The 22,751-nt window shown below is 39.0% G+C and carries 26 protein-coding genes and 1 riboswitch; of the genes, 18 read left to right on the plus strand and 8 right to left on the minus strand.

Annotated elements, in window-relative coordinates:
- The first annotated feature begins 24 nt into the window (after positions 1 to 24).
- The 3 genes from BFU02S_RS08185 to BFU02S_RS08195 all read left to right on the plus strand — a co-directional run bounded on the left by BFU02S_RS08185 (position 25) and on the right by BFU02S_RS08195 (position 1,487).
- Positions 25 to 618, plus strand: a complete 594-nt coding sequence (locus BFU02S_RS08185; protein WP_066369004.1) for a cytochrome (ubi)quinol oxidase subunit III — start codon at positions 25 to 27, stop codon at positions 616 to 618.
- Between the two features lie 33 nt (positions 619 to 651).
- Entirely contained in the window at positions 652 to 930 is a 279-nt protein-coding gene (locus tag BFU02S_RS08190; RefSeq protein ID WP_066369058.1) for a cytochrome o ubiquinol oxidase subunit IV, read from the plus strand.
- A gap of 131 nt (positions 931 to 1,061) precedes the next feature.
- A complete protein-coding gene (locus BFU02S_RS08195; protein ID WP_066369005.1) occupies positions 1,062 to 1,487 on the plus strand; it encodes a hypothetical protein in 426 nt (141 codons plus the stop codon).
- A gap of 92 nt (positions 1,488 to 1,579) precedes the next feature.
- Here BFU02S_RS08195 and BFU02S_RS08200 read toward each other — a convergent pair whose 3' ends face one another.
- Complete coding sequence (locus tag BFU02S_RS08200; protein WP_066369007.1) at positions 1,580 to 1,912, minus strand: hypothetical protein; 333 nt, start codon at positions 1,910 to 1,912, stop codon at positions 1,580 to 1,582.
- A 156-nt stretch (positions 1,913 to 2,068) separates the two neighbouring features.
- On the opposite strand from BFU02S_RS08200, the gene BFU02S_RS08205 reads away from it, so the two are divergent.
- Complete coding sequence (locus tag BFU02S_RS08205; protein ID WP_066369010.1) at positions 2,069 to 4,027, plus strand: fructose-bisphosphatase class III; 1,959 nt, start codon at positions 2,069 to 2,071, stop codon at positions 4,025 to 4,027.
- A 56-nt stretch (positions 4,028 to 4,083) separates the two neighbouring features.
- Positions 4,084 to 4,560 carry a hypothetical protein gene (locus BFU02S_RS08210; protein WP_066369012.1) on the plus strand — a complete coding sequence of 159 codons (477 nt, stop codon included), beginning with the start codon at positions 4,084 to 4,086 and terminating at the stop codon, positions 4,558 to 4,560.
- Positions 4,561 to 4,599: 39 nt separating this feature from the next.
- On the opposite strand, the gene BFU02S_RS08215 is transcribed toward BFU02S_RS08210, so the two are convergent.
- Together BFU02S_RS08215 and BFU02S_RS08220 are read right to left on the minus strand one after the other, a co-directional pair.
- Entirely contained in the window at positions 4,600 to 5,907 is a 1,308-nt protein-coding gene (locus BFU02S_RS08215) for a nucleobase:cation symporter-2 family protein (RefSeq protein ID WP_066369014.1), read from the minus strand.
- Complete coding sequence (locus BFU02S_RS08220) at positions 5,907 to 6,500, minus strand: xanthine phosphoribosyltransferase (RefSeq protein ID WP_066369015.1); 594 nt, start codon at positions 6,498 to 6,500, stop codon at positions 5,907 to 5,909. The genes BFU02S_RS08215 and BFU02S_RS08220 overlap by 1 nt, the downstream gene beginning before the upstream one ends.
- A gap of 123 nt (positions 6,501 to 6,623) precedes the next feature.
- Positions 6,624 to 6,725, minus strand: a riboswitch (purine riboswitch).
- Positions 6,726 to 7,271: 546 nt separating this feature from the next.
- On the opposite strand from BFU02S_RS08220, the gene BFU02S_RS08225 reads away from it, so the two are divergent.
- Together BFU02S_RS08225 and BFU02S_RS08230 are read left to right on the plus strand one after the other, a co-directional pair.
- Entirely contained in the window at positions 7,272 to 8,462 is a 1,191-nt protein-coding gene (locus BFU02S_RS08225; protein WP_066369017.1) for a glycine C-acetyltransferase, read from the plus strand.
- Between the two features lie 86 nt (positions 8,463 to 8,548).
- Positions 8,549 to 9,511, plus strand: a complete 963-nt coding sequence (locus BFU02S_RS08230) for an L-threonine 3-dehydrogenase (protein ID WP_066369020.1) — start codon at positions 8,549 to 8,551, stop codon at positions 9,509 to 9,511.
- A gap of 57 nt (positions 9,512 to 9,568) precedes the next feature.
- Here BFU02S_RS08230 and selD read toward each other — a convergent pair whose 3' ends face one another.
- The gene (gene selD, locus BFU02S_RS08235) at positions 9,569 to 10,621 is read right to left on the minus strand and encodes a selenide, water dikinase SelD (RefSeq protein WP_084361036.1); all 1,053 of its coding nucleotides are present in this window, start codon (positions 10,619 to 10,621) and stop codon (positions 9,569 to 9,571) included.
- A 137-nt stretch (positions 10,622 to 10,758) separates the two neighbouring features.
- On the opposite strand from selD, the gene BFU02S_RS17655 reads away from it, so the two are divergent.
- Positions 10,759 to 10,998, plus strand: coding sequence for an Rdx family protein (locus BFU02S_RS17655; protein WP_369690657.1), 240 nt, complete (start codon positions 10,759 to 10,761; stop codon positions 10,996 to 10,998).
- 83 nt (positions 10,999 to 11,081) lie between these two features.
- Here the strand turns inward: BFU02S_RS17655 and BFU02S_RS08240 are convergent, their stop codons facing one another.
- Complete coding sequence (locus BFU02S_RS08240) at positions 11,082 to 11,465, minus strand: Hsp20/alpha crystallin family protein (RefSeq protein ID WP_066369027.1); 384 nt, start codon at positions 11,463 to 11,465, stop codon at positions 11,082 to 11,084.
- A 98-nt stretch (positions 11,466 to 11,563) separates the two neighbouring features.
- On the opposite strand from BFU02S_RS08240, the gene selA reads away from it, so the two are divergent.
- On the plus strand, positions 11,564 to 12,970 hold the full coding sequence (selA, locus tag BFU02S_RS08245) for an L-seryl-tRNA(Sec) selenium transferase (protein WP_066369030.1): 1,407 nt from the start codon (positions 11,564 to 11,566) through the stop codon (positions 12,968 to 12,970).
- Between the two features lie 32 nt (positions 12,971 to 13,002).
- Here the strand turns inward: selA and BFU02S_RS08250 are convergent, their stop codons facing one another.
- Positions 13,003 to 13,140, minus strand: coding sequence for a small acid-soluble spore protein P (locus tag BFU02S_RS08250; RefSeq protein ID WP_066369033.1), 138 nt, complete (start codon positions 13,138 to 13,140; stop codon positions 13,003 to 13,005).
- A 108-nt stretch (positions 13,141 to 13,248) separates the two neighbouring features.
- On the opposite strand from BFU02S_RS08250, the gene BFU02S_RS08255 reads away from it, so the two are divergent.
- Positions 13,249 to 13,530, plus strand: a complete 282-nt coding sequence (locus BFU02S_RS08255; RefSeq protein ID WP_066369040.1) for a hypothetical protein — start codon at positions 13,249 to 13,251, stop codon at positions 13,528 to 13,530.
- A gap of 52 nt (positions 13,531 to 13,582) precedes the next feature.
- Here BFU02S_RS08255 and sspO read toward each other — a convergent pair whose 3' ends face one another.
- On the minus strand, positions 13,583 to 13,732 hold the full coding sequence (gene sspO / locus BFU02S_RS08260) for a small acid-soluble spore protein SspO (protein ID WP_066369042.1): 150 nt from the start codon (positions 13,730 to 13,732) through the stop codon (positions 13,583 to 13,585).
- Positions 13,733 to 14,052: 320 nt separating this feature from the next.
- Between sspO and acnA the strand changes: the two genes are divergently transcribed.
- From acnA to BFU02S_RS08300, 8 genes are all read left to right on the plus strand, one after another.
- Positions 14,053 to 16,758 (plus strand): aconitate hydratase AcnA, encoded by a 2,706-nt coding sequence (acnA, locus tag BFU02S_RS08265; RefSeq protein ID WP_066369043.1) that lies wholly within the window; start codon positions 14,053 to 14,055, stop codon positions 16,756 to 16,758.
- A 128-nt stretch (positions 16,759 to 16,886) separates the two neighbouring features.
- Positions 16,887 to 17,936, plus strand: coding sequence for an S-methyl-5-thioribose-1-phosphate isomerase (mtnA, locus tag BFU02S_RS08270; protein ID WP_066369044.1), 1,050 nt, complete (start codon positions 16,887 to 16,889; stop codon positions 17,934 to 17,936).
- Between the two features lie 105 nt (positions 17,937 to 18,041).
- Complete coding sequence (locus BFU02S_RS08275) at positions 18,042 to 18,575, plus strand: peroxiredoxin family protein (RefSeq protein WP_066369046.1); 534 nt, start codon at positions 18,042 to 18,044, stop codon at positions 18,573 to 18,575.
- A 134-nt stretch (positions 18,576 to 18,709) separates the two neighbouring features.
- A complete protein-coding gene (locus tag BFU02S_RS08280; protein ID WP_066369049.1) occupies positions 18,710 to 18,841 on the plus strand; it encodes an FbpB family small basic protein in 132 nt (43 codons plus the stop codon).
- Between the two features lie 67 nt (positions 18,842 to 18,908).
- Positions 18,909 to 19,049, plus strand: coding sequence for an acid-soluble spore protein N (locus BFU02S_RS08285; RefSeq protein WP_066369051.1), 141 nt, complete (start codon positions 18,909 to 18,911; stop codon positions 19,047 to 19,049).
- Between the two features lie 121 nt (positions 19,050 to 19,170).
- The gene (gene tlp, locus BFU02S_RS08290; protein ID WP_066369053.1) at positions 19,171 to 19,404 is read left to right on the plus strand and encodes a small acid-soluble spore protein Tlp; all 234 of its coding nucleotides are present in this window, start codon (positions 19,171 to 19,173) and stop codon (positions 19,402 to 19,404) included.
- A gap of 101 nt (positions 19,405 to 19,505) precedes the next feature.
- Positions 19,506 to 21,833, plus strand: a complete 2,328-nt coding sequence (locus BFU02S_RS08295) for an AAA family ATPase (RefSeq protein ID WP_066369059.1) — start codon at positions 19,506 to 19,508, stop codon at positions 21,831 to 21,833.
- 25 nt (positions 21,834 to 21,858) lie between these two features.
- Positions 21,859 to 22,287, plus strand: a complete 429-nt coding sequence (locus tag BFU02S_RS08300) for an acyl-CoA thioesterase (RefSeq protein ID WP_066369056.1) — start codon at positions 21,859 to 21,861, stop codon at positions 22,285 to 22,287.
- A gap of 65 nt (positions 22,288 to 22,352) precedes the next feature.
- On the opposite strand, the gene BFU02S_RS16695 is transcribed toward BFU02S_RS08300, so the two are convergent.
- Positions 22,353 to 22,517, minus strand: coding sequence for a hypothetical protein (locus BFU02S_RS16695; protein ID WP_157075882.1), 165 nt, complete (start codon positions 22,515 to 22,517; stop codon positions 22,353 to 22,355).
- Between the last annotated feature and the right edge of the window lie 234 nt (positions 22,518 to 22,751).

The raw sequence follows: 22,751 nt of genomic DNA on the forward strand, positions 1-22,751 counted from the left end.
GACTGTAACATAGGAGGTTGTCAAATGGAACATAGTGTTTCTGGTCATGATCATGGCCATATTGACCAAGACGAACTCAAAATATTAGGTTTTTGGATCTTTCTTGTGACAGACTGTCTATTATTCGGTACTTTTTTCTCAACATATGCCGTCTTACATACACATACAAATGGCGGCTTTACTCCTAAAGATTTTGATATTCCTGGTTTTGTGATTGAAACATTTGTTCTATTAATCAGTTCGTTTACGAGCGGAATAGCTGTCCTTCAGATGCATAAAGGGAGTAAAAAAGGGCTGATTGGCTGGCTGGTCGTCACGGGACTTTTAGGCATTGTCTTCGTCGCTCTTGAAATTAACGAGTTCACGAATATGGCAATGGAAGGGGCAACTATTTCCAGAAGTGCCTTCCTGACTTCCTTTTTCTCACTTGTAGGATTGCACGGCTGCCATGTTTCGTTTGGGATCTTCTGGATGATCGCTTTGATTGTACAGCTTTCGAAGAGAGGGATTACTGCTGTTACCAAACGTAAAATATCCATTCTTAGTTTGTACTGGCACTTTTTAGATGCAGTGTGGATCTTCATCTTTACAGTTGTCTATTTAATGGGGGTGATGTAATTGGCAAATCATGAGTATGTGGAACATGGTTCTATGAAAGCGTATGTCACCGGTTTCATTCTGTCGATTATTTTGACCATCATCCCGCTGGTTTTGGTACTCAATCATATGATGGCAAAAACAATGCTTATGGTCACCATTTTGCTTGCTGCTGTCCTGCAATTTGTCATTCAGCTATTCTTCTTCATGCATATTCGTGAGGGAGAGCAGCCTAGATATAATGCAGCTGCATTAATTTTAGGAATCGTCTTCGTTGTAACGATTGTTGTGGGGGCAATTTGGATTATGTCATTTAATGAAGTGGTGCAATAAACATTAGACCCGAGGTGAAAACATGAATTACGGACTTTATATGGTGTTGGCTTTGTTTGCGATCACTTTGTCTATAGCCTTTTTAGTGTTTAATAAAGCGATGAAAGAATAAATACAAAGAGGGTAAAAAAATGCGTATAAAAATATTGAACATCTTGATAGGAGCTCTCCTGGCACTCAGCCTTAGTGGTTGCGGAGATACACAAAACCAAATGACCGTTCAAAATAGCGGTTTCACTAAATCTTCTCTAACAAGACCATTCTCAGATATGCTGTACGGATTTGCAAAAATTGAAAAATACGTGGCACGAGGGGATTATAAATCAGCAAAAACAATTTCTAAGAACCTCTATGATGAATTTCACGACACCATTCTGCCATCATTGGCAGCAAAAAAGGGTCATCAATACGCTGAAGACATTCACGCTAAATATGACGAACTGGAAGAAGCGATTAGAAACAAGGATAAAGAGAAAATTACCGAACTTGTCAATGTAAATCGGAATAATCTTAAAACAATAGCCCCTATGTTGGGTGTTTCATTGATTTCATTATAGTTTAGAGCTTGGGCCTCCAAGCTCTATTTTATTGATTGTATTGCTTCTTTTAACATACCGAATCATAGCTGATTTTGGCCTTCTAAAAAGAATTACTTTTTATTATGTTTATAATCCCAGTAGCGAAGGGTATCTTCTTCTCCAGTGGGTACTTCCTTTGTTATTTTCCCATTTTTATCCCGATAAACTTCGTATTCCTGGTAAGTCTCGACAATATAGCCATCTTCTTTTTTTCTTTTTTCTAATTTTTCAATGGTTTCCGGCGTGTCCTCAGACGGTCTGGCAGTTACTGGCTGGGTGATCACCGGCTCGTCCGTGGAGTAGGCATAGTTTTTATTAATAAATGAGTAAGGTGATTCTAGATAGGCCATAAAAGCAACAACGAGTAGCAACAAAAAAGCATTTATGAAGGTTTTACGTTTCATTGTACCGCTCCTTAAAGTGATCCATCTTTTGTAACCCATTGTATGCATGTCCTGATCATCTATGACTGAGATTTCAATACAGTGTTATCATGATGCACGGTAAAAATTCTTCACGAGCAAAATATATGAAAAAATGATAAAGGAGACACCGTTATTTTGAACAAAAAATACTTAGATTTATTGGCCCATAAATATGATACGGAAGAAAAAGTGGTAACCGAGATTATTAATCTTGAAGCCATCCTTAATCTGCCAAAGGGGACAGAGCATTTTGTCAGTGATTTACATGGGGAGTATCAAGCTTTTCAACATGTCTTAAGAAATGGTTCGGGCAGAGTAAAAGAGAAAATAAAGGAACTTTTTCAAGATAAAATATCTGAATCGGAACTAAATGACTTTGCGACCTTAGTCTATTATCCAGAGGAAAAATTAAAGTTAATGAGAGAGCGGTTTTCTAATAAACGAGAATTGTACCAATGGTATGCAGAAATTATTGAACGAATGATTAAGCTTATATCTTATGCCTCTTCTAAATATACTCGTTCAAAATTACGCAAAGCTTTGCCCGAGCAGTTTGTGTATATTATTGAAGAGCTGCTATACAAAACGGAAGAATTTGCAAATAAGGCAGAATATTATTCGAAAATTGTCCAGCAAATTATTTCTCTTGGTCAAGCAGATAAACTGATTACAGGACTTGCTTATACGACTCAGAGGCTGGTTGTTGACCACCTTCATGTCGTGGGTGATATTTATGATCGTGGACCTGAACCTGATAAAATCATGGATACTCTTATTGATTATCATTCTGTTGATATTCAATGGGGAAATCATGATGTTCTATGGATCGGTGCTTTTAGCGGATCAAAGGTGTGTTTAGCTAATATTATTCGTATCTGTGCACGATACGACAATTTAAGTATTATTGAAGATGTATATGGAATCAATCTGATCCCCCTTCTTAATCTTGCCGAAAAGTACTATGGAGATAATCCGGCATTTAGACCAAAGAGCGATTCGATAAAAAATAAGTCTGAACAAGAAATTTTACAAATTACAAAAATGCATCAAGCGATTGCCATGATTCAATTTAAGCTTGAAATGCCAATCATAAAGCGACGCCCGTATTTTAATATGTCAGATCGGCTTTTACTTGAGAAAGTAAACTATGACCAAAACGAAATAACTATAAATGGGAAAACATATCAGTTGGAAAATACTTGCTTTGCAACTGTTAACCCCGATCGACCTGATGAATTATTAAAGGAAGAAGAGCAAGTAATTGATAGACTGCTGTTCTATGTCCAACATTCGGAAAAGTTGGCCAGACATATGAATTTTCTTATGAAAAAAGGCAGTCTTTATTTGAAATATAATGGGAATTTATTAATACATGGATGCATCCCAATTGATGAAAATGGAAATATGGAAAAAATGGTGATTGAAAACCAAACTTATGCAGGCCGTGATTTACTTGATATTTTTGAACATTATTTACGGTATGCTTTTGCCCATCCTGAAGAAACAGATGACCTCGCAACAGATATGGTTTGGTATTTATGGACAGGAGAATACTCATCATTATTTGGGAAAAGAGCGATGACAACCTTTGAAAGGTATTTCATTAAGGACAAAGAAACCCATAAGGAATTTAAGAACCCTTACTACCGTTTACGTGAAAAAGAGGAAATCTGTCGTAAAATATTAACAGAATTTGGTCTTAATCCTGATGAAGGCCATATCATAAATGGCCATACACCTGTTAAAGAAATAAAAGGAGAGAACCCAATCAAAGCAAATGGGAAAATGATCGTTATTGATGGGGGATTTTCCAAGGCCTATCAATCAACAACTGGTATTGCCGGATACACTCTGTTATATAATTCCTACGGGATGCAACTTGTCGCCCATGAAAAGTTTAGTTCAAAAAAAGATGTCCTGTTAAAAGGTTCAGATGTTTTATCAGTAAAGAGGCTTGTGGATAAAGAGCTTCAGAGAAAAACGGTTCGAGAAACGAATGAGGGAGAACGATTAATACAGCAAATATCTGTATTAAAAAGTCTGCTGGAATATCGCTATATGAGTTTAGATCATTCGTTACAAGCAAATGATTAAAGCAGATGTATAGTTCCGGCAATTGTAAGGCAATCTAAAGTTAAAAAGGAAACCGTATGATTGGACTACTTCTTGCTATCGCTATATTTAATTTTGTTGCCTTTAAGACAAATAAAATCCTTACCGCCAATCAAATTGTACATATTTGGATGTTTACCATCGCTTTTCAGCTAAATTTCGATGTGTTTATTGAATATAAATATCATGGGTACTGGTATTTTGGTAAGGAAGTTGATTGGTCAGGGACGCTGCCGCATTTATTTTTGATACCTCCGGTGAATATGATTTTTTTGAACAAGTTTCCATATCGGACAAAAAAACGAAAACAAATTTTTTTTATTTGTTTATTTGTTCTTTTTCTTTTGCTTTATGAGGTTATTACTTTACTTCCAGAGCCTTGGGGATATTTCCACTATGGATGGTGGAAGTTATGGCATGCAGCGATTATTGACCCAATCTTGTTATTGATTCTACTGGGATACTATAAATGGATTGTAAGGCTGGAACAAAAGGCTGTCAGAAAAATAACGTGAAAAAGACGGAGTCTGAATGGGACTCCGCCTTTGTAATTTTTATGCAATTTGATTTTTGACTTCCATCACATTCTTTTGTTTCGCCGGTTTCTTAATATGGAAAACAAAGTTTAGAAAAATCGCGGTAAAGCTTCCAGCTACGATCCCGCTATTGGTTAAAATTTTGATGCTGTCTGGAAGATGAGCAAATAAATTAGGAACGGTTGTAACCCCTAACCCCATGACAACAGAGCAGGCGATAATCAATAAATTTTCTTGTGAAGAAAAATCTACTTTGCTTAACATTTTAATACCGGAAGCAATCACCATTCCGAACATCGCAATCATGGCACCGCCAAGAACAGAAGTTGGAATGACGGTTGTTAATGCAGCGATTTTAGGGACAAATCCCAGAAAAACAAGAATTCCTCCAACTGTATAGATGACCTTTTTGTCTTTCACTCCGGAAAACTGAACAAGGCCGACGTTTTGTGAATACGTCGTATATGGAAACGAATTAAAGAAAGCTCCAATCACGCTGGCAAGACCTTCAGCACGATAACCTTTGACCAAATCAGCTTCCGTTAATTTTCTCCCCGTGATATCACTGAGTGCGAAATAGACTCCGGATGATTCTACCAGACTTACAATGGCAACCAGTGTCATCGTAATAATAGGTGCTAATTGAAAAGATGGAAGGGCAAAATGCAGCGGGCTGACCATATGGAACCATGAAGCTTCCCCTACGCTTGAAAAATTCACTTTGCCCATGAAGGCAGCAGCAATTGTTCCAACCAATAATCCTAATAAAATAGAGATTGCCCGCAAGAAGCCTTTAGAAAAGCGGTATAGAATGATAATAAACAATAATGTTCCGAATGCAAGTGCAATATTGGACACGGAACCAAAATCTTTGCTTCCCTGGCCGCCTGCAACATCATTCATAGCAACCGGGATCAGTGTAAGACCGATAATGGTCACGACAGATCCTGTTACAACAGGCGGGAAAAAACGAATAATTTTCCCAAAGAATTTCGCTATGAACATAACAATAATCCCAGAAACAAGGATAGAGCCATAAATGGCTGATAATCCGTACTGACCGCCGATCGCAATGATTGGTCCAACAGCGGTGAAGGTACAGCCAAGAACGATTGGAAGGCCAATCCCAAAGAAGCGGTTTTGCCAAACCTGCAGCAAAGTCGCCATACCGCTTGTAAGAATATCAAGTGAAACAAGGTAAGCTAATTGCTGTCCATTAAAATGAAGCGCTCCGCCAATAATGAGCGGTACGATGACAGCTCCAGCATACATGGCCAAAACATGCTGAATCCCCAAAGAGGCAGTTTTAAAAATGGTCTGTTTCATTACACAAGTTCCTCCAATTTTTCATTGATAAAGGACACTTCTCCATTAGCTAGTGATGCAATTCTTGCCAGAGACTCGACTCTAATGCCACGTTCAGCTAGTATTTTTGCCCCTTCTTGGAAGGATTTCTCAATCACGATACCAATTCCGGCAACCTCCGCACCGCTCATGACTACAAGATCAATCAATCCAAGCGCAGCCTGACCGTTGGCAAGAAAATCATCAATAATTAGAACTCGATCTGTTTCTGCTAAATATTTCTTGGCAATGGCAATTTCATTGGTTTCTTTTTTGGTAAAAGAATAAACCGAAGCTGTTAATAATCCATCTGAAAGGGTAACAGATTTTCTTTTTCGCGCAAATACAACAGGTACGTTCATCGTTAATCCTGTCATGACCGCTGGTGCGATACCTGAAGATTCAATCGTGACAATTTTCGTAATTCCTTCATTAGCAAAGCGGCGGGCAAACTCTTTGCCAATTTGCGACATTAATGCCGGATCTATTTGGTGGTTCAAAAAAGAATCGACCTTCAGTACATGATCTGATAAAACGTTGCCGTCTTTTTTAATTCTTTCTTCTAAAAAATTCATGTTTAGACCCCCTATAGCTAAATAAAAAACCCAAAGGCCATCGTCTGCTCAAGGTTGAGTAGGCAATGGCCTTTGGGGGTTAATCCGAAAGGTTTAGGAAGTTATACCGTCAATGAAAACGGTACTAGTACATTACCCACTCATAGTCAGATTGTTTACGGCAATCTGGTAGAAACTTGCGGGCCGTATTCCCGCGATTATATGAGTGTTACTTATATTGAATTTAGTTCCATTATATCATGGGGAAAGGGAAAAGCAATCAGTTTTTGTTAAAAGACGAATAATAGTAAATAAAAAATAATGTTTGTTCGGATTCCGTAACCCTTTTCATGATAACAAATTCTACAAAAGTCTATCAGAAATGGTGGATAAGGTACGATGTATCAACTAAAGGAATATAAGGAAAGAACTTATCCATTGTTAAAAAAGCGGCTTTTTTATTTTTCTAATTGTATTATTTCAATATAGATTTTTTAAAGCCGCTGAAATTGGAGAATTTAAAAGAAAGCATAAAATTTTTTTATTTTTTGTCCATCTCATATGAACATTTTTTATAAAATGTGATAAAGTATAGTATAGAAACCCTTTCATAAAGCTGTTTTCGGAATTTTAAATGTCCACTCCACGCGGACAAATGTATTTTTTGAATGGAAAGACAGCAGAAGGGATTCTAGTCAATTATCATATAAAAAATTATTGTTTTGGGATGAATGAAGTAACTTAGTGACAGTGTGTTAAGCCCATACGCAGCATAAAAAAGGAGGAACTCATATGTCCAGCCATATTTTAGAACAATTTCTCAATGAGAATCTCGAAGATTTAAAAGGGAAAGGTCTTTATAATGTCATTGACCCACTAGAAAGTCCAAATGGGCCAGTGATTACGATTAATGGGAAAGAATTGATTAATCTCTCTTCTAATAATTATCTTGGGTTAGCAACAGATGAGCGTTTGAAAAAAGCGGCAACTGATGCAATTGAGAAATATGGGGTTGGAGCCGGTGCAGTCCGGACGATTAACGGAACCCTTAAGCTACACGTAGAATTAGAGGAAAAATTAGCTGAGTTTAAACATACAGAAGCAGCTATTGCTTATCAATCAGGATTTAACTGTAATATGGCTGCCATTTCTGCTGTAATGGATCAACATGATGCTATTCTTTCCGATGAATTAAACCATGCTTCGATTATTGATGGCTGCAGATTGTCCAAAGCGAAAATCATTCGTTTTAATCACTCAGATATGGAAGATTTACGGACAAAAGCAAAGGCGGCTAAAGAATCTGGACAATACAACAAGATAATGGTTATAACCGACGGGGTTTTCTCGATGGACGGAGATATTGCGCTATTGCCGGAAATTGTCAAAATTGCTGAGGAGTTTGATTTGATTACATATGTCGATGATGCTCACGGCTCCGGGGTTCTCGGTGATGGGGCAGGCACGGTTAAACATTTCGGCCTCTCGGATAAAATTGATTTCCAAATTGGGACCCTATCGAAAGCTATTGGAGTGGTCGGCGGTTATGTAGCAGGTAAGAAGAATTTAATTGATTGGTTAAAGGTGCGAAGCAGACCATTCCTATTCTCCACTTCACTTACACCTGCAGATGTAGCTGCAAGTAAACGGGCAATTGAAATTCTGATGGAAAGTACCGACCTTTACAAAAAGCTTTGGGAAAACGGAAATTATTTGAAAAAAGGTTTAAAAGATTTAGGTTTCAATATTGGAAATAGTGAAACTCCGATAACGCCTTGTATTATTGGCGAGGAAACATTAACCCAAACATTCAGCAAACGACTGAACGAAGAGGGGGTATATGCGAAAGCGATTGTATTCCCGACGGTTCCACGTGGTACGGGCCGGGTACGTAATATGCCGACAGCAGCCCACACAAAAGAAATGCTTGATAAAGCCATTGCCATTTACGAAAAGGTCGGCAAAGAATTAGGTATCATTTAAATTTTAGGTTGTTTTCAAAACCTTTGTTTGATTGGGGATTACACTCTAATTGAAAAGAGCCAAATTCAAAGAGGATGGGGAACAGCATGAAACGAATTTTAATCACAGGTGCACTAGGTCAGATCGGTTCTGAATTAACATTGAAACTAAGAGATATCTATGGCGCGGATAACGTCATTGCAACAGATATTAAAAAGAATGACAGTGAAGCAGCTCAAAGCGGCCCGTTTGAAGTGGTAGACGTGACCGATCTTAAAAGAATGGGAGAAGTCGCGCAAAAATATCAGGTTGATACAATCATGCATTTAGCGGCCCTGTTATCAGCAACAGCTGAGGCAAAACCTGTATTTGCCTGGAATTTAAATATGGGCGGTCTATTAAATGCTTTGGAAACAGCAAAGGAGTTAAAGGCGCAATTTTTTACACCAAGCTCAATCGGTGCTTTCGGACCGACAACACCAAAAGATCAAACCCCGCAGGATACGATTATGCGTCCTACAACTATGTATGGTGTGAATAAGGTAGCTGGTGAATTACTGGCTGATTATTATTATCATAAATATGGGGTGGATACACGCGGTCTGCGTTTTCCAGGACTGATTTCTTATGTAGCCCTTCCAGGCGGCGGAACAACTGATTATGCAGTAGAAATTTATTATGAAGCACTGAAAAATGGACGATATACTTGTTATATTGATAAAGGCACTTATATGGATATGATGTACATGCCGGATGCCTTAAACGCCATTGTGGATTTAATGGAAGCAGATCCCTCTAAATTAATTCATCGCAATTCATTTAATGTAACGGCAATGAGTTTTGACCCAGAAGAAATTGCGGCAAGTATCAAGAAGCATATACCAGGTTTCAAATTAATGTATGATGTGGATCCGGTCCGTCAGCAAATTGCTGAGAGCTGGCCGAATTCTATTGATGCAACAGCGGCTAAGGAAGAATGGGGCTTTACATTCGAATATGACCTAGATAAAATGACTAAAGATATGATTGAAAAACTCAAACCAAAATTTCAAATGAAAATTTCAAGTTAAGTGAGGAATATGAAAGGGGTCTCCAATAGCCGATAATCGGCTTGTAGGAGAGCCCTTTTATTTTTTGACATAAATAAGTTTGTTTCTTTTCTCCATTACTTTGCCAATGATCGCAGCTTGGGCTAAACCATTTGAGTGAAGCTGTTCTACATATTTTACGGCTTCGTCTTCACAGATAGAGACAAGCAGGCCTCCTGAAGTAATGGCATCACATAATACAAGTTGTTCTTCGGGAAGAATATTTTCGTAAACAACATCTTCATTCAGCCATTTATGGTTCGATTTCGAGCCTCCCGGAACGACTCCGTCTTTTGCAAGCTGGAGGGCTCCTTCTAGGATCGGTACTTGAGATAGGATGATTTCAAAGCTGACATCGCTTCCTCTGGCCATTTCACTGCTATGGCCTAGAAGACCAAAACCTGTTATATCGGTAACGGCATGTGGATGAAAATTCGTTAACACCTGCGCTGCAGTTTTATTGAGAAGAGCCATTGTCTCCGTTACAAGCTGTTCCTGTTCACGGGTAATCGCACCACGTTTAATCCCGGTTGTCAGAATTCCAACGCCAATTGGTTTGGTCAAAACAAGAACATCGCCTGGTTTAGCCCCAACGTTTTTCCAAACTTGATCCGGATGAACGATACCAGTTACCGATAATCCAAACTTTGGTTCTTGGTCATCAATCGAATGGCCGCCGATTGTAATCGCACCCGCTTCTTTGACTTTGTCGGCAGCACCGCGCAAAATGTCAGCCAGTATATCGGTTCCGAGCTTTTTAATAGGATATCCAACAATATTTAAGACGGTTTTTGGTTCGCCGCCCATCGCATACACATCACTCAAGGCATTCGCTGCGGCAATTTGTCCAAACATATAGGGGTCATCAACGATTGGTGTAAAGTAATCAACCGTTTGTATCAGGGCGATTGTCTCTGTTAAACGGTACACACCGGCATCATCGCTTGTTTCATTCCCAACAATTAATTCTGGAACTGGTTCTTGTTTTGGTAAAAGACGCAAAACTTGCGTCAGGTCCTCTGGACCAATTTTACATCCTCAGCCAGCTTTGGTTGACAAAGACGTCAGGCGGATTTTTTCATGTTCACTCATTTTGTACACCTCCATACTCTGTAGTATACCTCTTTCTGTTTCAAACCGCACAGGGAGTGCATAGGATTTGTATGGATGTTTTAAACTGGGATAAAATAAGTTTTACATTTTTATTACTAGGAATGGAGGATTTTTTGATGAAGAAGTATCATATTGTCGTTGAATTTTGCATGATGTGAAACTACGCTCCGAAAGCCGCGAGTTTCGCGGAAGAACTCTTTAATCACTTTAGACACAATATCTCGAAATTAGAGTTGATCCCTAGTTCTGGCGGTGCATTTGAGGTAACCGTGAACGGGGAAAAAATCTACTCAAAGCTTGATACTGGTTTATTTCCGGATCCTGATGAAATGATTAAAATCATTGAATCGAAATAATGAAAGCCCCCCTTAGGGATTGAAGGAAATGATGAGGGGGGTTCCGAGAAAAATATTATGTAAACATAGATCAAAAAAAGTAGTTAAGTCAAAGTAATATACCGGTTTTTCCCTGAACCGTTTTCTATTTTCGATATAAAAACTTCCAAAATTCCATTATGAAAAGAAGCAGATACAAGATGGTTAATAATTGGAAAAGGGAAGTCGATCGTCCGTATATGTTTTTCCTTTGCTTTTTGTACCGTAATGATCATCCGATGATTTTCCACTTTTACTGTTATATCAGAGCGTTTACGAGATTTTAGAACCGCTTCAACGATCCAATTTTCGTCTGTTTCGTACAAGTCAATTCGAAATTGGGTGAAATCACAGTATGTTGTATTCGGATCAAGAAAATACTCTTTTAACCATTGATCCACTCGTTCAAAATTAACCGACAGATTTTTAGACACTTTTTTCTTCTTCATCATATTCCCCCTTACTCGTACTATTTACCCTGTCCTCTAAAAATAGTAAAATCATGCTATAATACGTTCAATAGAGGAACATAAAGGAGTTTAAAACAGTGAAAGAAACATTGCGGTCCATTCCTCCTGTTCATGTGCTGCAACATCATCCGCAATTTTCAGCCATTCTTGAAGAGAGTCAGCTTGATCAAATTCGATTGACGAAATTGCTAAGAGATGCCATTAATCAAATTAGGTTATCGATCATTCATAACCAATGGCAAGGTGCAATGCCTGGGACAGACGAATTTGTAGAGGAAATTTTTCAGTTCGTAAGAGGTAGTTTATCGAAGCATTATACCTATACATTGGAAAAAGTTATTAATGCAACCGGTACCATTTTACACACGAATCTTGGCAGAGCAAGATTAAGCAGCACTGCTGTTCAACATGTCATAGATATTGCTCAGAATTATTCTAATCTCGAATATAAGCTTCAGGAAGGCATAAGAGGTTCACGACATAGTCATGTAGAAGACTTGATTAAAGAAATGACCGGTGCTCAAAGTGCAATGGTAGTCAATAATAATGCTGCTGCGGTATTTCTTGTACTGAGGGCACTTGCAAAAGATAAAGAAGTTATTGTCTCGAGGGGACAGCTGGTTGAAATCGGTGGTTCTTTCCGGATCTCTTCTATCATGGAAGAAAGCGGTGCGAAACTGGTCGAAGTTGGGACAACAAATAAAACTCACTTATATGATTATGAACAAGCCATTACTTCTGAAACGGCGATGATCATGAAAGTTCATACAAGTAATTTTAAGATGATCGGCTTTACCAAAACGGTTGAAACGGATGAACTAATTCAACTGGCGAAAAACACAAACAATGTCATTTTTTACGAAGATCTTGGCAGCGGCGTGTTATTTGATTTTCGTAAGCATGGCATTGGTGAAGAACCAGTTGTCAAAGAGATCATTGAAAAAGGAGCAGATATTGTTACATTTAGCGGAGATAAGCTACTTGGCGGTCCGCAGTCGGGGATCATTGCAGGAAGAAAAGATTTAATCGATCGGTTAAAAAAACATCAGTTAGCGAGAATAGTCCGGGTAGATAAGATGACATTAGCTGCTTTGGAAGGTACATTAATGGATTATGCCCGAGGTGAACAAGCCATGCTCAACATACCGACTGTCCGAGATTTATTCGTATCTCTCGATCAATTAGACGATAGGGCCCAACGATTTGTTACAAACTTGTTACATAAAACTAAACACTTTGAAGCAAACATTTATCAGGATATAAGTCAAGTTGGCGGGGGGACCATGCCGGATGTTGCTCTACCTTCAAAAGTCATTGCCTTGAAACATACATCATTGACAGCGGAGCAGCTGGCGAAAAAATTGCGGACCGAGTGTAAGCCTGCCATTATTACCAGAATTCAAAAGAACGAATTAATCATTGATTTACGAACTGTTTCAATAGATGAAGAAGAGCTGTTGCTAGAGGCATTATATCAATTATAAGAACCGCACGTCTCGGCGCGGTTCTTTTATGCTTACATATCGTGATTTGAATTATGTTTGGCACGTGTATGGTTGTGGTTTTTCACTTTCTTAGAGCCGCTTAATGGTTCGGGTTGGCCAGATTGTTTCGGTTGGTTCCTGCGCATATCCTTGCCGTCATTTTTATTCATTTTCATCCCTCCTCAATGTTAGGATGCAAGTCTAAAGTCTTTTTATGCCGAATATTTTTTTTCCTTCTGTGCAATTTAAAGGGTATACAAATGAAGGAGGGAGTTATCATGCAAGATAAAACGCAAAAAAATCCATATCATAAAAATAAGCAACAAGCTTTTCAAGCAGCACAGCAAGGTTATGAGAATGCACAAGGGTTATATGAATCCATCGTGCGAGACAGCGCAAGTTACGGTCATCAGCTAAAGCACTTAAAAGATGAAGTGAATGAAGCCTATCAACAAATTGAAAATGCACTGGAAGTAGCGTCTGAGAAGCAAAGGGCACAGCTGGAGCGTTTTCAGCAAGATTTAAAAACGATGGTCAACGAAGTCAATATGACAGAATAAATAAAGAAAAGCGGTGAGGGACCAATCCCGTCTACATCCGCTTTTCTCTTTTTTATTGATTTTTCTTCCGTTTTTTATTGTTCAATCTTTCCATTGCTGACATTGGTTCTTTTCCCATTTCTTCATTATAACCGGCACCTTGTCCTTGGTCCTTTGCTGCATTCATCCCTGGAATCACGTGATTTGCCTTACGATTTGCCACCCCAATCACCTCCTCATAGATTTATTTTTTCCACGCAAGCGAAATAAATGACAAACAAAAGTTTTTTTGCCATAATAAAAAGGTAAGATAGAATAATCTCATCTTTATTTCCATTTAGGCTTTACTAGGATTTTCGGAATATTTCGAACACATTACATAAATGCAATAAGAAAAACTTATCATTCACAATAACTTTCTTGTTATTTACTAATGGAAACGGTTGTATTAAGATTGGTATTGTGAGAAAAGAAAAGACGGATGGGATTACCTTACTTTTTAACTTTTCGTATGAAAATTAACAGGAATAAGGGGGATTTTTAATGGTGAAAAATGATGTTTTTAACGCACGCTCTTCCTTCCAGGCAGCTGGCAAACAATATCATTACTACCGTTTAAAGGCTCTGGAAGAAGCAGGCATTGGCAATGTTGCCAAATTGCCTTACTCCATTAAAGTATTGCTGGAATCTGTATTGCGTCAATATGATGGACGTGTCATCACCAAAGAGCATGTAGAAAATCTGGCAAAATGGGGCACCAATGAATTGAAGGAAGTGGATGTTCCATTCAAGCCGTCACGTGTTATTCTGCAAGACTTCACAGGTGTCCCTGCTGTAGTGGACCTTGCTTCTTTAAGAAAGGCAATGGCTGACCTTGGCGGCGACCCTGACAAGATCAATCCAGAGAAAACAGTAGACCTTGTTATTGACCACTCTGTACAAGTTGATGCTTACGGAAATGAAAATGCGTTAAAAGTCAACATGGATTTGGAATTCGAACGAAATGCAGAGCGCTATCAGTTCCTGAGCTGGGCTCAAAAAGCATTTAACAACTATCGTGCTGTTCCTCCTGCAACAGGTATCGTTCACCAGGTGAACCTTGAGTATTTGGCAGATGTTGTTCATGTTGCTGAGGTTGACGGTGAGCTTGAAGCATATCCAGATACATTAGTAGGTACTGACTCTCACACTACTATGATCAATGGTCTTGGCGTTCTTGGCTGGGGTGTTGGCGGCATTGAAGCAGAAGCAGGCATGCTTGGTCAGCCTTCCTACTTCCCAGTGCCAGAAGTTGTCGGTGTGAAATTAATTGGTGAGCTTCCAGATGGGGCAACAGCTACTGACCTTGCATTAAAAGTTACGCAAGTACTTCGTAAACATGGCGTAGTCGGGAAATTTGTTGAATATTTCGGTCCTGGTGTTTCTACTCTTCCACTTGCAGACCGGGCAACCATTGCCAACATGGCTCCTGAATATGGTGCAACGTGCGGATTCTTCCCAATCGATGGCGAATCCCTTGAATATTTGCGCTTAACAGGTCGTGATGAAGAACATGTTCAGGTTGTAGAACAATATTGCAAAGCGAACGGTTTATTCTTCAACCCAGCTGAAGAGCCTATGTATACAAGTGTAATTGAAATTAATCTTGCCGAAATTGAAGCGAATCTTTCTGGTCCTAAACGTCCGCAAGATTTAATTCCGCTTTCAAAAATGAAAGAAGAATTCGTAAAAGCTATTTCTGCACCGCAAGGAAACCAAGGCTTCGGCTTACAAGCTGATGAATTGGAAAAATCAGCAACTATTAAGTTCAACAATGGTGAAGAAGTAGAAATGAAAACAGGTGCAGTTGCAATCGCGTCAATTACAAGCTGTACGAACACTTCTAACCCATATGTTCTAGTTGCTGCAGGCCTTGTGGCGAAGAAAGCTGTAGAATTAGGCATGAAAGTTCCGAAGTTTGTAAAAACTTCCCTTGCTCCTGGTTCAAAGGTTGTTACTGGATATCTTCGTGATTCCGGCTTACTGCCATATCTTGAACAAATCGGCTTCAACCTTGTTGGTTATGGCTGTACAACATGTATCGGTAACTCCGGTCCACTAAAAGAAGAAATTGAAAAAACCATTGCAGAAAATGATTTATTAGTTACATCTGTTCTTTCTGGTAACCGTAACTTTGAAGGACGCATTCATCCACTAGTAAAAGCAAACTACCTAGCTTCACCGCCATTAGTTGTGGCTTATGCACTGGCGGGCACTGTGAACGTAGATTTTGCGAAAGAACCAATAGGTAAAGATAAAGATGGTAAAGATGTCTTCTTTAAAGATATTTGGCCATCAACAGCGGAAGTCAATGATGTTGTAAAACGTACGGTTACACCTGAACTATTCCGTAAAGAATATGAAAATGTCTTTGGTGATAACGAGCGCTGGAACGAAATTAAAACAAGTAATGAGCCGTTATATACTTGGGATGAGAATTCTACTTATATCCAAAACCCGCCATTCTTTGAAGGCCTTTCAAAGGATCCTGGCGAAGTAAAACCATTAACTGGTCTTCGTGTGGTCGGCAAGTTCGGTGACTCCGTAACAACTGACCATATTTCACCTGCAGGAGCCATTGGCAAAAATACTCCAGCTGGTAAATATTTATTAGAAAAAGGCGTACAGCCTCGCGACTTCAACTCCTACGGTTCCCGCCGCGGTAACCATGAAGTCATGATGCGTGGAACATTTGCAAATATCCGTATCCGTAACCAAATCGCACCAGGCACAGAAGGCGGCTTTACAACTTACTGGCCGACTGGCGAAGTTATGTCCATTTACGATGCTTGCATGAAATACAAAGAAAACGGCACCGGCCTAATGGTTATTGCCGGCAAGGATTATGGCATGGGTTCTTCCCGTGACTGGGCTGCTAAAGGTACCAACCTTTTAGGTATTAAAACAGTATTAGCTGAAAGCTTCGAACGTATTCACCGTTCAAACCTTGTGTTAATGGGTGTTCTTCCGCTTCAATTCAAAGATGGTGAAAACGCTGAAACACTTGGCTTAACTGGTAAAGAAATCTTCGAAGTTCAAGTGGACGAAAATGTAAAACCACGCGATCTTGTAAAAGTGACAGCAATCAGTGAAGATGGCAATAAGAAAGAATTTGAAGTCGTTGTTCGCTTCGATTCTGAAGTCGAAATCGACTACTATCGTCACGGCGGTATCCTGCAAATGGTTCTTCGTGAAAAATTACAAGCTTAATTCATTTTCCAACAAAAACCATGTCATGTTTGGCATGGTTTTTGTCTATAAAAAATATTCCCATATCTCCTGAATATTGTTAAAATTACAATTGAATCTTGTTTAAAGGCAGCAGAGAGGAGAAAATCATGGAGACGACCTTTTTACAATCCGTATCCTATGACAATGGGGTATTAAAAATATTAGACCAGACAAAAATTCCTAATGTCACCGAATTCATTGCAATCACAAAAATTGAGGATGTTTGGGATGCGATTAAACAATTAAAGGTACGCGGAGCACCAGCAATTGGAATTGCGGCTGCGTACGGTTTAGTGGTAGGAATTCAAGATTTACCAGAATCGTCTTTTTCTGAATTTTATGCCCTTTTAGAAAAACAAGCCGATTACTTGGCCGCTTCACGGCCAACTGCGGTGAATTTATTTTGGGCACTGAAACGGATGAAAGAACGGGCACTGGCAGAACAAGATCAGCCTGTTGCGAAAATCAAGAAAGCATTAGAACATGAGGCCCATTTGATCCGCGAAGAAGACGAAAAAGTTTGCCGTTCAATTGGTGAACATGCTTTAACTCTTTTGCATGATGGAATGGGGATTCTGACGCATTGCAATGCTGGGGGCATTGCGACAGCAAGATATGGAACAGCCTTGGCACCACTTTATTTGGCAAAAGAAAAAGGCTGGAATATAAAAGTGTTTGCGGATGAAACGAGACCTCTTCTACAAGGAGCACGTTTAACAGCATGGGAACTCATGCAAGCTGGAATTGATATTACGTTAATTACCGATAGCATGGCAGCTATGGTTATGCAAAGAGGGTTGGTACAGGCCGTGATGGTCGGCTGTGATCGTGTTGCGGCCAATGGGGATGTGGCCAACAAAATCGGAACGTATGGTGTTGCATTGCTCGCAAAAGCCCATAATATTCCATTTTATGTAGCCGCTCCATTGTCAACGATCGATTTAGAGACCAAAACAGGCGCCGACATTCCAATTGAAGAACGAGATCCGGCAGAAATTACAGAAGGATTTGGAAAAAGAACGGCTCCTGAAGGTGTGAAGGTCTTCAATCCGGCATTTGATGTTACACCAAATGAGCTGGTAACAGCGATTATTACGGAAAAAGGTATTTTGAATGGGAATTATCAGGAATCACTCCCAAGATTGTTTGACAGGTAGAAACTATAAGGTTTTTGCATTGTTTAATTTTAACATATCCAAGCTTTGTTTTGACTGGATTTTAGTGTAAAATCGTTTTAACACGAATTAAAGGAGAGCCCGGATATGGTAAAAAAGATTGTGGCCGCTGTTGTATTAATTACATTACTAACAGTTGCGATTGTACAGGCTATGGAGAAAAAGGCCGACAAACCTGATTCCACAAATCAAGCCGCAAAGCCAAAGGCAAGTTTGGAAATTGGCTCAAAGGCTCCGGATTTTACATTAAAAACATTAACGGGAGAAACTGTAAAGCTTTCTAGCCTAAAAGGAAAGAAAGTCATCCTTAATTTTTGGGCAACATGGTGCCCGCCATGTAAAGCAGAAATGCCAGAGATTGAGCAATTTTACCAAACAGCAGGTAAAGATATTGTCATTCTTGCTGTTAACATCGATCCACAGCTAGATGTAAAAGGTTTTGTCGACAAAAATCACATTACTTTCCCAATCTTACTTGATACAGACGATAAGGTGAACGAACAATATCAAATCATCTCTATTCCTACGACTTTTTTCATTGATAAAAACGGTGTGATCCAAAATAAAATTGTCGGAGCAATGAAACTGGCAGATATGAAAGATTTTGCGGGTAATTTATAATTTTTGAAAGACATTGACTAGGTTCAGTGTCTTTTTTAATGCAAAATCGATTTAAATTTTCGAAAAGTTGTAATAATTACAATCGTTTACGGGCATGATAACTATTACTATATAGTTAAAAGGAAGGTGATTATATGAGAAAACCAAGAAAACGTACTTTTCAAGAACTTGTATCTGAAAATAAATTGCAGCTTTTAAAAGATCGAGATGCAATGGAAAGAATTGAACAGCGCCTTGAAGAGAAACGTCTTGGAAAGGCTGAGTAATCACATTGTTTACCAATAATGATTCAAAAGCCTTATGGACAAACTGTTCATAAGGAGGGATTAAACAATGGGTAAAGGATATCAAACAAAACGATTTCAACCGGATCATATTGGAACACAACCAAGAGGATTTGGCGGCAATAAAGGAAAACAAATGCAGAACAAATCAAAAGAACATGCACAGGTGATCCAAACAAAAGGTGAGTAAATAGGAAGCTAAGACCTAAAGCTTTAGGCTTTGGGTCTTTTTGTCAAAAAAATCTTGTGATATTTTGAAGCCTTCGATACAAACTATATCTGTAACAAGTACATCAATAGGAGGTATTATGATGGCTTACAATAATAAACCAAAACCAGATGATCGCAGCGATAATGTAGAAAAGCTTCAGTCAATGATTCATCATACTATTGAGAATATGGAAGCTGCAGAAGAAACACTAAGGTATACTGACAGTGAAGAACAGCGTGAGCAAATAGAAGCTAAAAATCAGCGCAGAAGGGAAAGTATCGAATCTTTCCGTGCTGAAATTAAGGATGAAGCTAACCAAGCTAAGACGGAATAAAGATAGAGGACCCGTTCATAATGAACAGGTCCTTTTTTATTTCGTTTCTTTTGACGTCATATGATAAGATAAAAGAGAATTTTTACAAAAGAAGTGATGAAATGAAGCAGCGATTACATGAACAGCCCGAGCGTTTAGAGCAAATGAAACAATGGGAAAAAGAACTTGATCAATATGGGGTTCTTTCAAATCAGAATGAATTAATAACAGCCTTGAATCAAGAATCCGATCCAATGATTCTTTCGAGACTGCTGACAATAGCGGCAAAATCAAGACTTGGCCGCAAAAACTGTGACCGGGCAGCTGAAGTTTTGCTCAAACAGGCTCTGATTTTAGATCCCGATAATGAAATGGCCAAAGAAATCTCGATGGGGTCTAATTGGAGCAGCCTGAAAAACATACTTAACCCGCTCTCGTTCCCGCTGATCAGAGAAACCGATAACCGTACAGCAAAAAAGAAAATTGCCGAACAGTATATTGCAATATGCCAAAACTTTTTAACTGAAGCAGAAGAGCACCTTGAAGATTTACAACATCAACTGAAATTGGCCCGTTCAGCTAAAAATCAGGATATATTGGATAAATACCAGCTCATTGAACAATTGCTAAATGACGCTATCCATGAAACAAGCTGTTTATTAAAAGCAGCAGAAGATTATGAGCAATCGATTATTGGGGTTTTTCATACTTCCACCTATTATGACGATTTAAAAAAATCTATGGCCAAATTGGAGGAAGTCAAACGAAAATGGCAGCAGCTATTCATAGAAGATGATCATGATCAACATGAAACGGGTGTCTCTGCTTTAGAAGAACTGGATGAATTCATTGGCATGGATGCAGTAAAAAAACGAGTGCAAGATTTTTACCAGTTTCTAAAATATCAAAAACAGAGAAAGGAACTTGGGCTTAAAATAAAAGATGAGCTTAGTTTAAATATGATCTTAACCGGGAATCCGGGTACAGGGAAAACGACACTTGCTAGGCTTTTGGCGAAAATTTACCATGAATTAGGAGTTCTTCCGCGCAAAGAGGTGATTGAAACTGACCGTTCCCAGCTGGTGGGCTCCTTTATCGGACAAACGGAAGAAAATGTCCGGACTGTTGTGGAACGGGCAGTTGGGGGCGTTTTGTTTATCGATGAGGCTTATAGTTTAAAACGGGAAGGTCAATCGGGAAATGATTATGGGCAAACCGCCATTGATACACTTGTGTCGTTAATGACAGGGAAAGAATATGGCGGTAAATTCGCCGTGATCTTAGCAGGATATCCTGATGAAATGCGTACCTTTTTACAGGCCAATCCTGGTTTGCGTAGCCGGTTCCCTCAATCGAACTTGATTCATTTGCCTGATTACTCAATGGAAGAACTAATCAAAATTGCTGAAAAAGCCGCGGCTGATAATGATTACTTGTTAACAGAGGATGCCAAAAACGAAATCAGCCATCGGCTGGAGCAGTCCAAGGTAGACGAAACATTCGGCAATGCACGCGCGGCACGTAATCTGGTCCTTGAAGCTATTTTTAAGAAAGGGTCGGAAACGCAAGAGAACGAAGACATTATGAAGTATATCCTGCTGACAAAAGAGGATTTTATGTTACATGAGGAAAAGTTGAGCGAATCGCCGAACGAAATGCTTCAACGATTAATTGGATTGGATTCCTTAAAGACTGAGATGCAGCAATTAATTTCCTTCGTTAAAATGCAGCAATTCAGACGAGATAAAGGGCTGCCAAATGTCCCAATTCAATTGCATGCTGTTTTTACCGGCAATCCGGGAACCGGAAAGACAACGGTAGCAAAGATTTATGCCCAATTGTTAAAGGAATGTGGAATTTTAAAAAGGGGACACCTCATTGTAACGAGCAGGGCAGATTTTGTTGCCGGCTATGTCGGTCAGACAGCAGGAAAAACTAGAAAGAAAATCAGGGAAGCGCTTGGCGGCGTCCTGTTTATCGATGAGGCATATTCCCTCCTTAGCCTGACTGATGGTGATTATGGGAAAGAGGTCATTGATACATTAGTAGATGAGATGACGAAACACAATGAAAATTTGGTCGTCGTTCTTGCTGGATATCCAGATCAAATGGACGAGCTATTGGCTAGCAACCCAGGTCTTCGCTCAAGGTTTAAAAAATTCTTTTTCTTTCCTGATTATTCGGCAGAAGAATTACTTGCAATTATGGTCTCCTATGCCGAAAGTTTTCAATATCATCTAACAGCTGAAGCACAGGAACTGCTTCTGACGGCTATAAAAACAGACAAATTTAGCGGGAATGGCCGTTTTGCCACCAATATCGTTGACGAAATGATCCAAGCGCAGGCAGCCAGATTAATGGGCAGCGAGGAAGGCGAAAGTCTATTTGAAAAAGCGATGCTGCTTGAAGCGGCAGATGTTACCACGGCACTTGAAAAAGGTAATTTCTAGTTAGATATGAAAGGAAACGTAAATAATGGAACAATATTTTATTTCTACGAGGGAAATTCAATTATACTATGCAGATACAGATATGATGGGTGTGATCTATCATGCCAATTATTTAAAGTTTTTCGAATTAGGCCGTACAGGGTTGATTGAAGACATTGGATATAGTTATGTGGGGATGGAAGAGGCTGGATATTTTGCTCCTGTTTACGATGTACAAGTAACCTATAAGAAACCACTTCGATACGGTGACCAGGCGTTTGTCAAAACATGGGTAGAACATAACGATGGCATTAAAACCATTTACGGCTACTCCATTGTAAACGGAAATAATGAAATATGTGCAGAAGGGACAACGACTCATATTATCGTGAAAAAAGATAATTTTAAGCCGACAGCATTCAAAAAGGCTTTCCCGGAATGGTTTTTAAAATATGAAGAAATTAAGAAAAGATAAACTTCCCTCCAAAAAAAACGGAGTTTCCGGGATCATGGAAACTCCATTTTTTAGGTGGAACAATTTTACATTTCTTCTAAAAAATCAATTAATTCATCAAAACTGTTCGTTACCCTAATCGGAGATGCACCGGATCCATTTCCAGGAAAAAATTCAACGACAAATTCATTTTCATCATTACTATCTGATACAGCAGTTGAAAAAATGTAATCATGATCGATGTGTTGCATTTTAACCCCTCCAATCATTGGTACTATATATATTTATTTTACACTAAAACATATAAAATGTCTGGAAGGATTATGAAATTATTTGTGAAAGAGATAAGTATAAATTTTGATTTTGAAAATTGTCCAGCTCCAGCGCCTAGCCCCTCGGGTCAAATAACCTTCAGCACTAAAAGTCCAAAAACCAGACTTTTAGTGCTGAAGAACATTTGCCTGTCGGGGCTGACCAAGGCGCTT

It is taken from the genome of Neobacillus fumarioli NBRC 102428 (genome assembly GCF_001591485.1).
GTDB lineage: Bacteria > Bacillota > Bacilli > Bacillales > Cytobacillaceae > Neobacillus > Neobacillus fumarioli.

Bases quoted from the DNA above. Each gene is read 5' to 3' on its own strand.
- BFU02S_RS08185 (WP_066369004.1), top strand. From the start codon at position 25: ATGGAACATAGTGTTTCTGGTCATGATCATGGCCATATTGACCAAGAC.
- BFU02S_RS08190 (WP_066369058.1), top strand. From the start codon at position 652: ATGAAAGCGTATGTCACCGGTTTCATTCTGTCGATTATTTTGACCATC.
- BFU02S_RS08195 (WP_066369005.1), top strand. From the start codon at position 1,062: ATGCGTATAAAAATATTGAACATCTTGATAGGAGCTCTCCTGGCACTC.
- BFU02S_RS08200 (WP_066369007.1), bottom strand. From the start codon at position 1,912: ATGAAACGTAAAACCTTCATAAATGCTTTTTTGTTGCTACTCGTTGTT.
- BFU02S_RS08210 (WP_066369012.1), top strand. From the start codon at position 4,084: ATGATTGGACTACTTCTTGCTATCGCTATATTTAATTTTGTTGCCTTT.
- BFU02S_RS08215 (WP_066369014.1), bottom strand. From the start codon at position 5,907: ATGAAACAGACCATTTTTAAAACTGCCTCTTTGGGGATTCAGCATGTT.
- BFU02S_RS08220 (WP_066369015.1), bottom strand. From the start codon at position 6,500: ATGAATTTTTTAGAAGAAAGAATTAAAAAAGACGGCAACGTTTTATCA.
- BFU02S_RS08225 (WP_066369017.1), top strand. From the start codon at position 7,272: ATGTCCAGCCATATTTTAGAACAATTTCTCAATGAGAATCTCGAAGAT.
- BFU02S_RS08230 (WP_066369020.1), top strand. From the start codon at position 8,549: ATGAAACGAATTTTAATCACAGGTGCACTAGGTCAGATCGGTTCTGAA.
- BFU02S_RS08240 (WP_066369027.1), bottom strand. From the start codon at position 11,465: ATGAAGAAGAAAAAAGTGTCTAAAAATCTGTCGGTTAATTTTGAACGA.
- BFU02S_RS08250 (WP_066369033.1), bottom strand. From the start codon at position 13,140: ATGAATAAAAATGACGGCAAGGATATGCGCAGGAACCAACCGAAACAA.
- BFU02S_RS08255 (WP_066369040.1), top strand. From the start codon at position 13,249: ATGCAAGATAAAACGCAAAAAAATCCATATCATAAAAATAAGCAACAA.
- acnA (WP_066369043.1), top strand. From the start codon at position 14,053: ATGGTGAAAAATGATGTTTTTAACGCACGCTCTTCCTTCCAGGCAGCT.
- mtnA (WP_066369044.1), top strand. From the start codon at position 16,887: ATGGAGACGACCTTTTTACAATCCGTATCCTATGACAATGGGGTATTA.
- BFU02S_RS08275 (WP_066369046.1), top strand. From the start codon at position 18,042: ATGGTAAAAAAGATTGTGGCCGCTGTTGTATTAATTACATTACTAACA.
- BFU02S_RS08280 (WP_066369049.1), top strand. From the start codon at position 18,710: ATGAGAAAACCAAGAAAACGTACTTTTCAAGAACTTGTATCTGAAAAT.
- BFU02S_RS08285 (WP_066369051.1), top strand. From the start codon at position 18,909: ATGGGTAAAGGATATCAAACAAAACGATTTCAACCGGATCATATTGGA.
- tlp (WP_066369053.1), top strand. From the start codon at position 19,171: ATGGCTTACAATAATAAACCAAAACCAGATGATCGCAGCGATAATGTA.
- BFU02S_RS08295 (WP_066369059.1), top strand. From the start codon at position 19,506: ATGAAGCAGCGATTACATGAACAGCCCGAGCGTTTAGAGCAAATGAAA.
- BFU02S_RS08300 (WP_066369056.1), top strand. From the start codon at position 21,859: ATGGAACAATATTTTATTTCTACGAGGGAAATTCAATTATACTATGCA.
- BFU02S_RS16695 (WP_157075882.1), bottom strand. From the start codon at position 22,517: ATGCAACACATCGATCATGATTACATTTTTTCAACTGCTGTATCAGAT.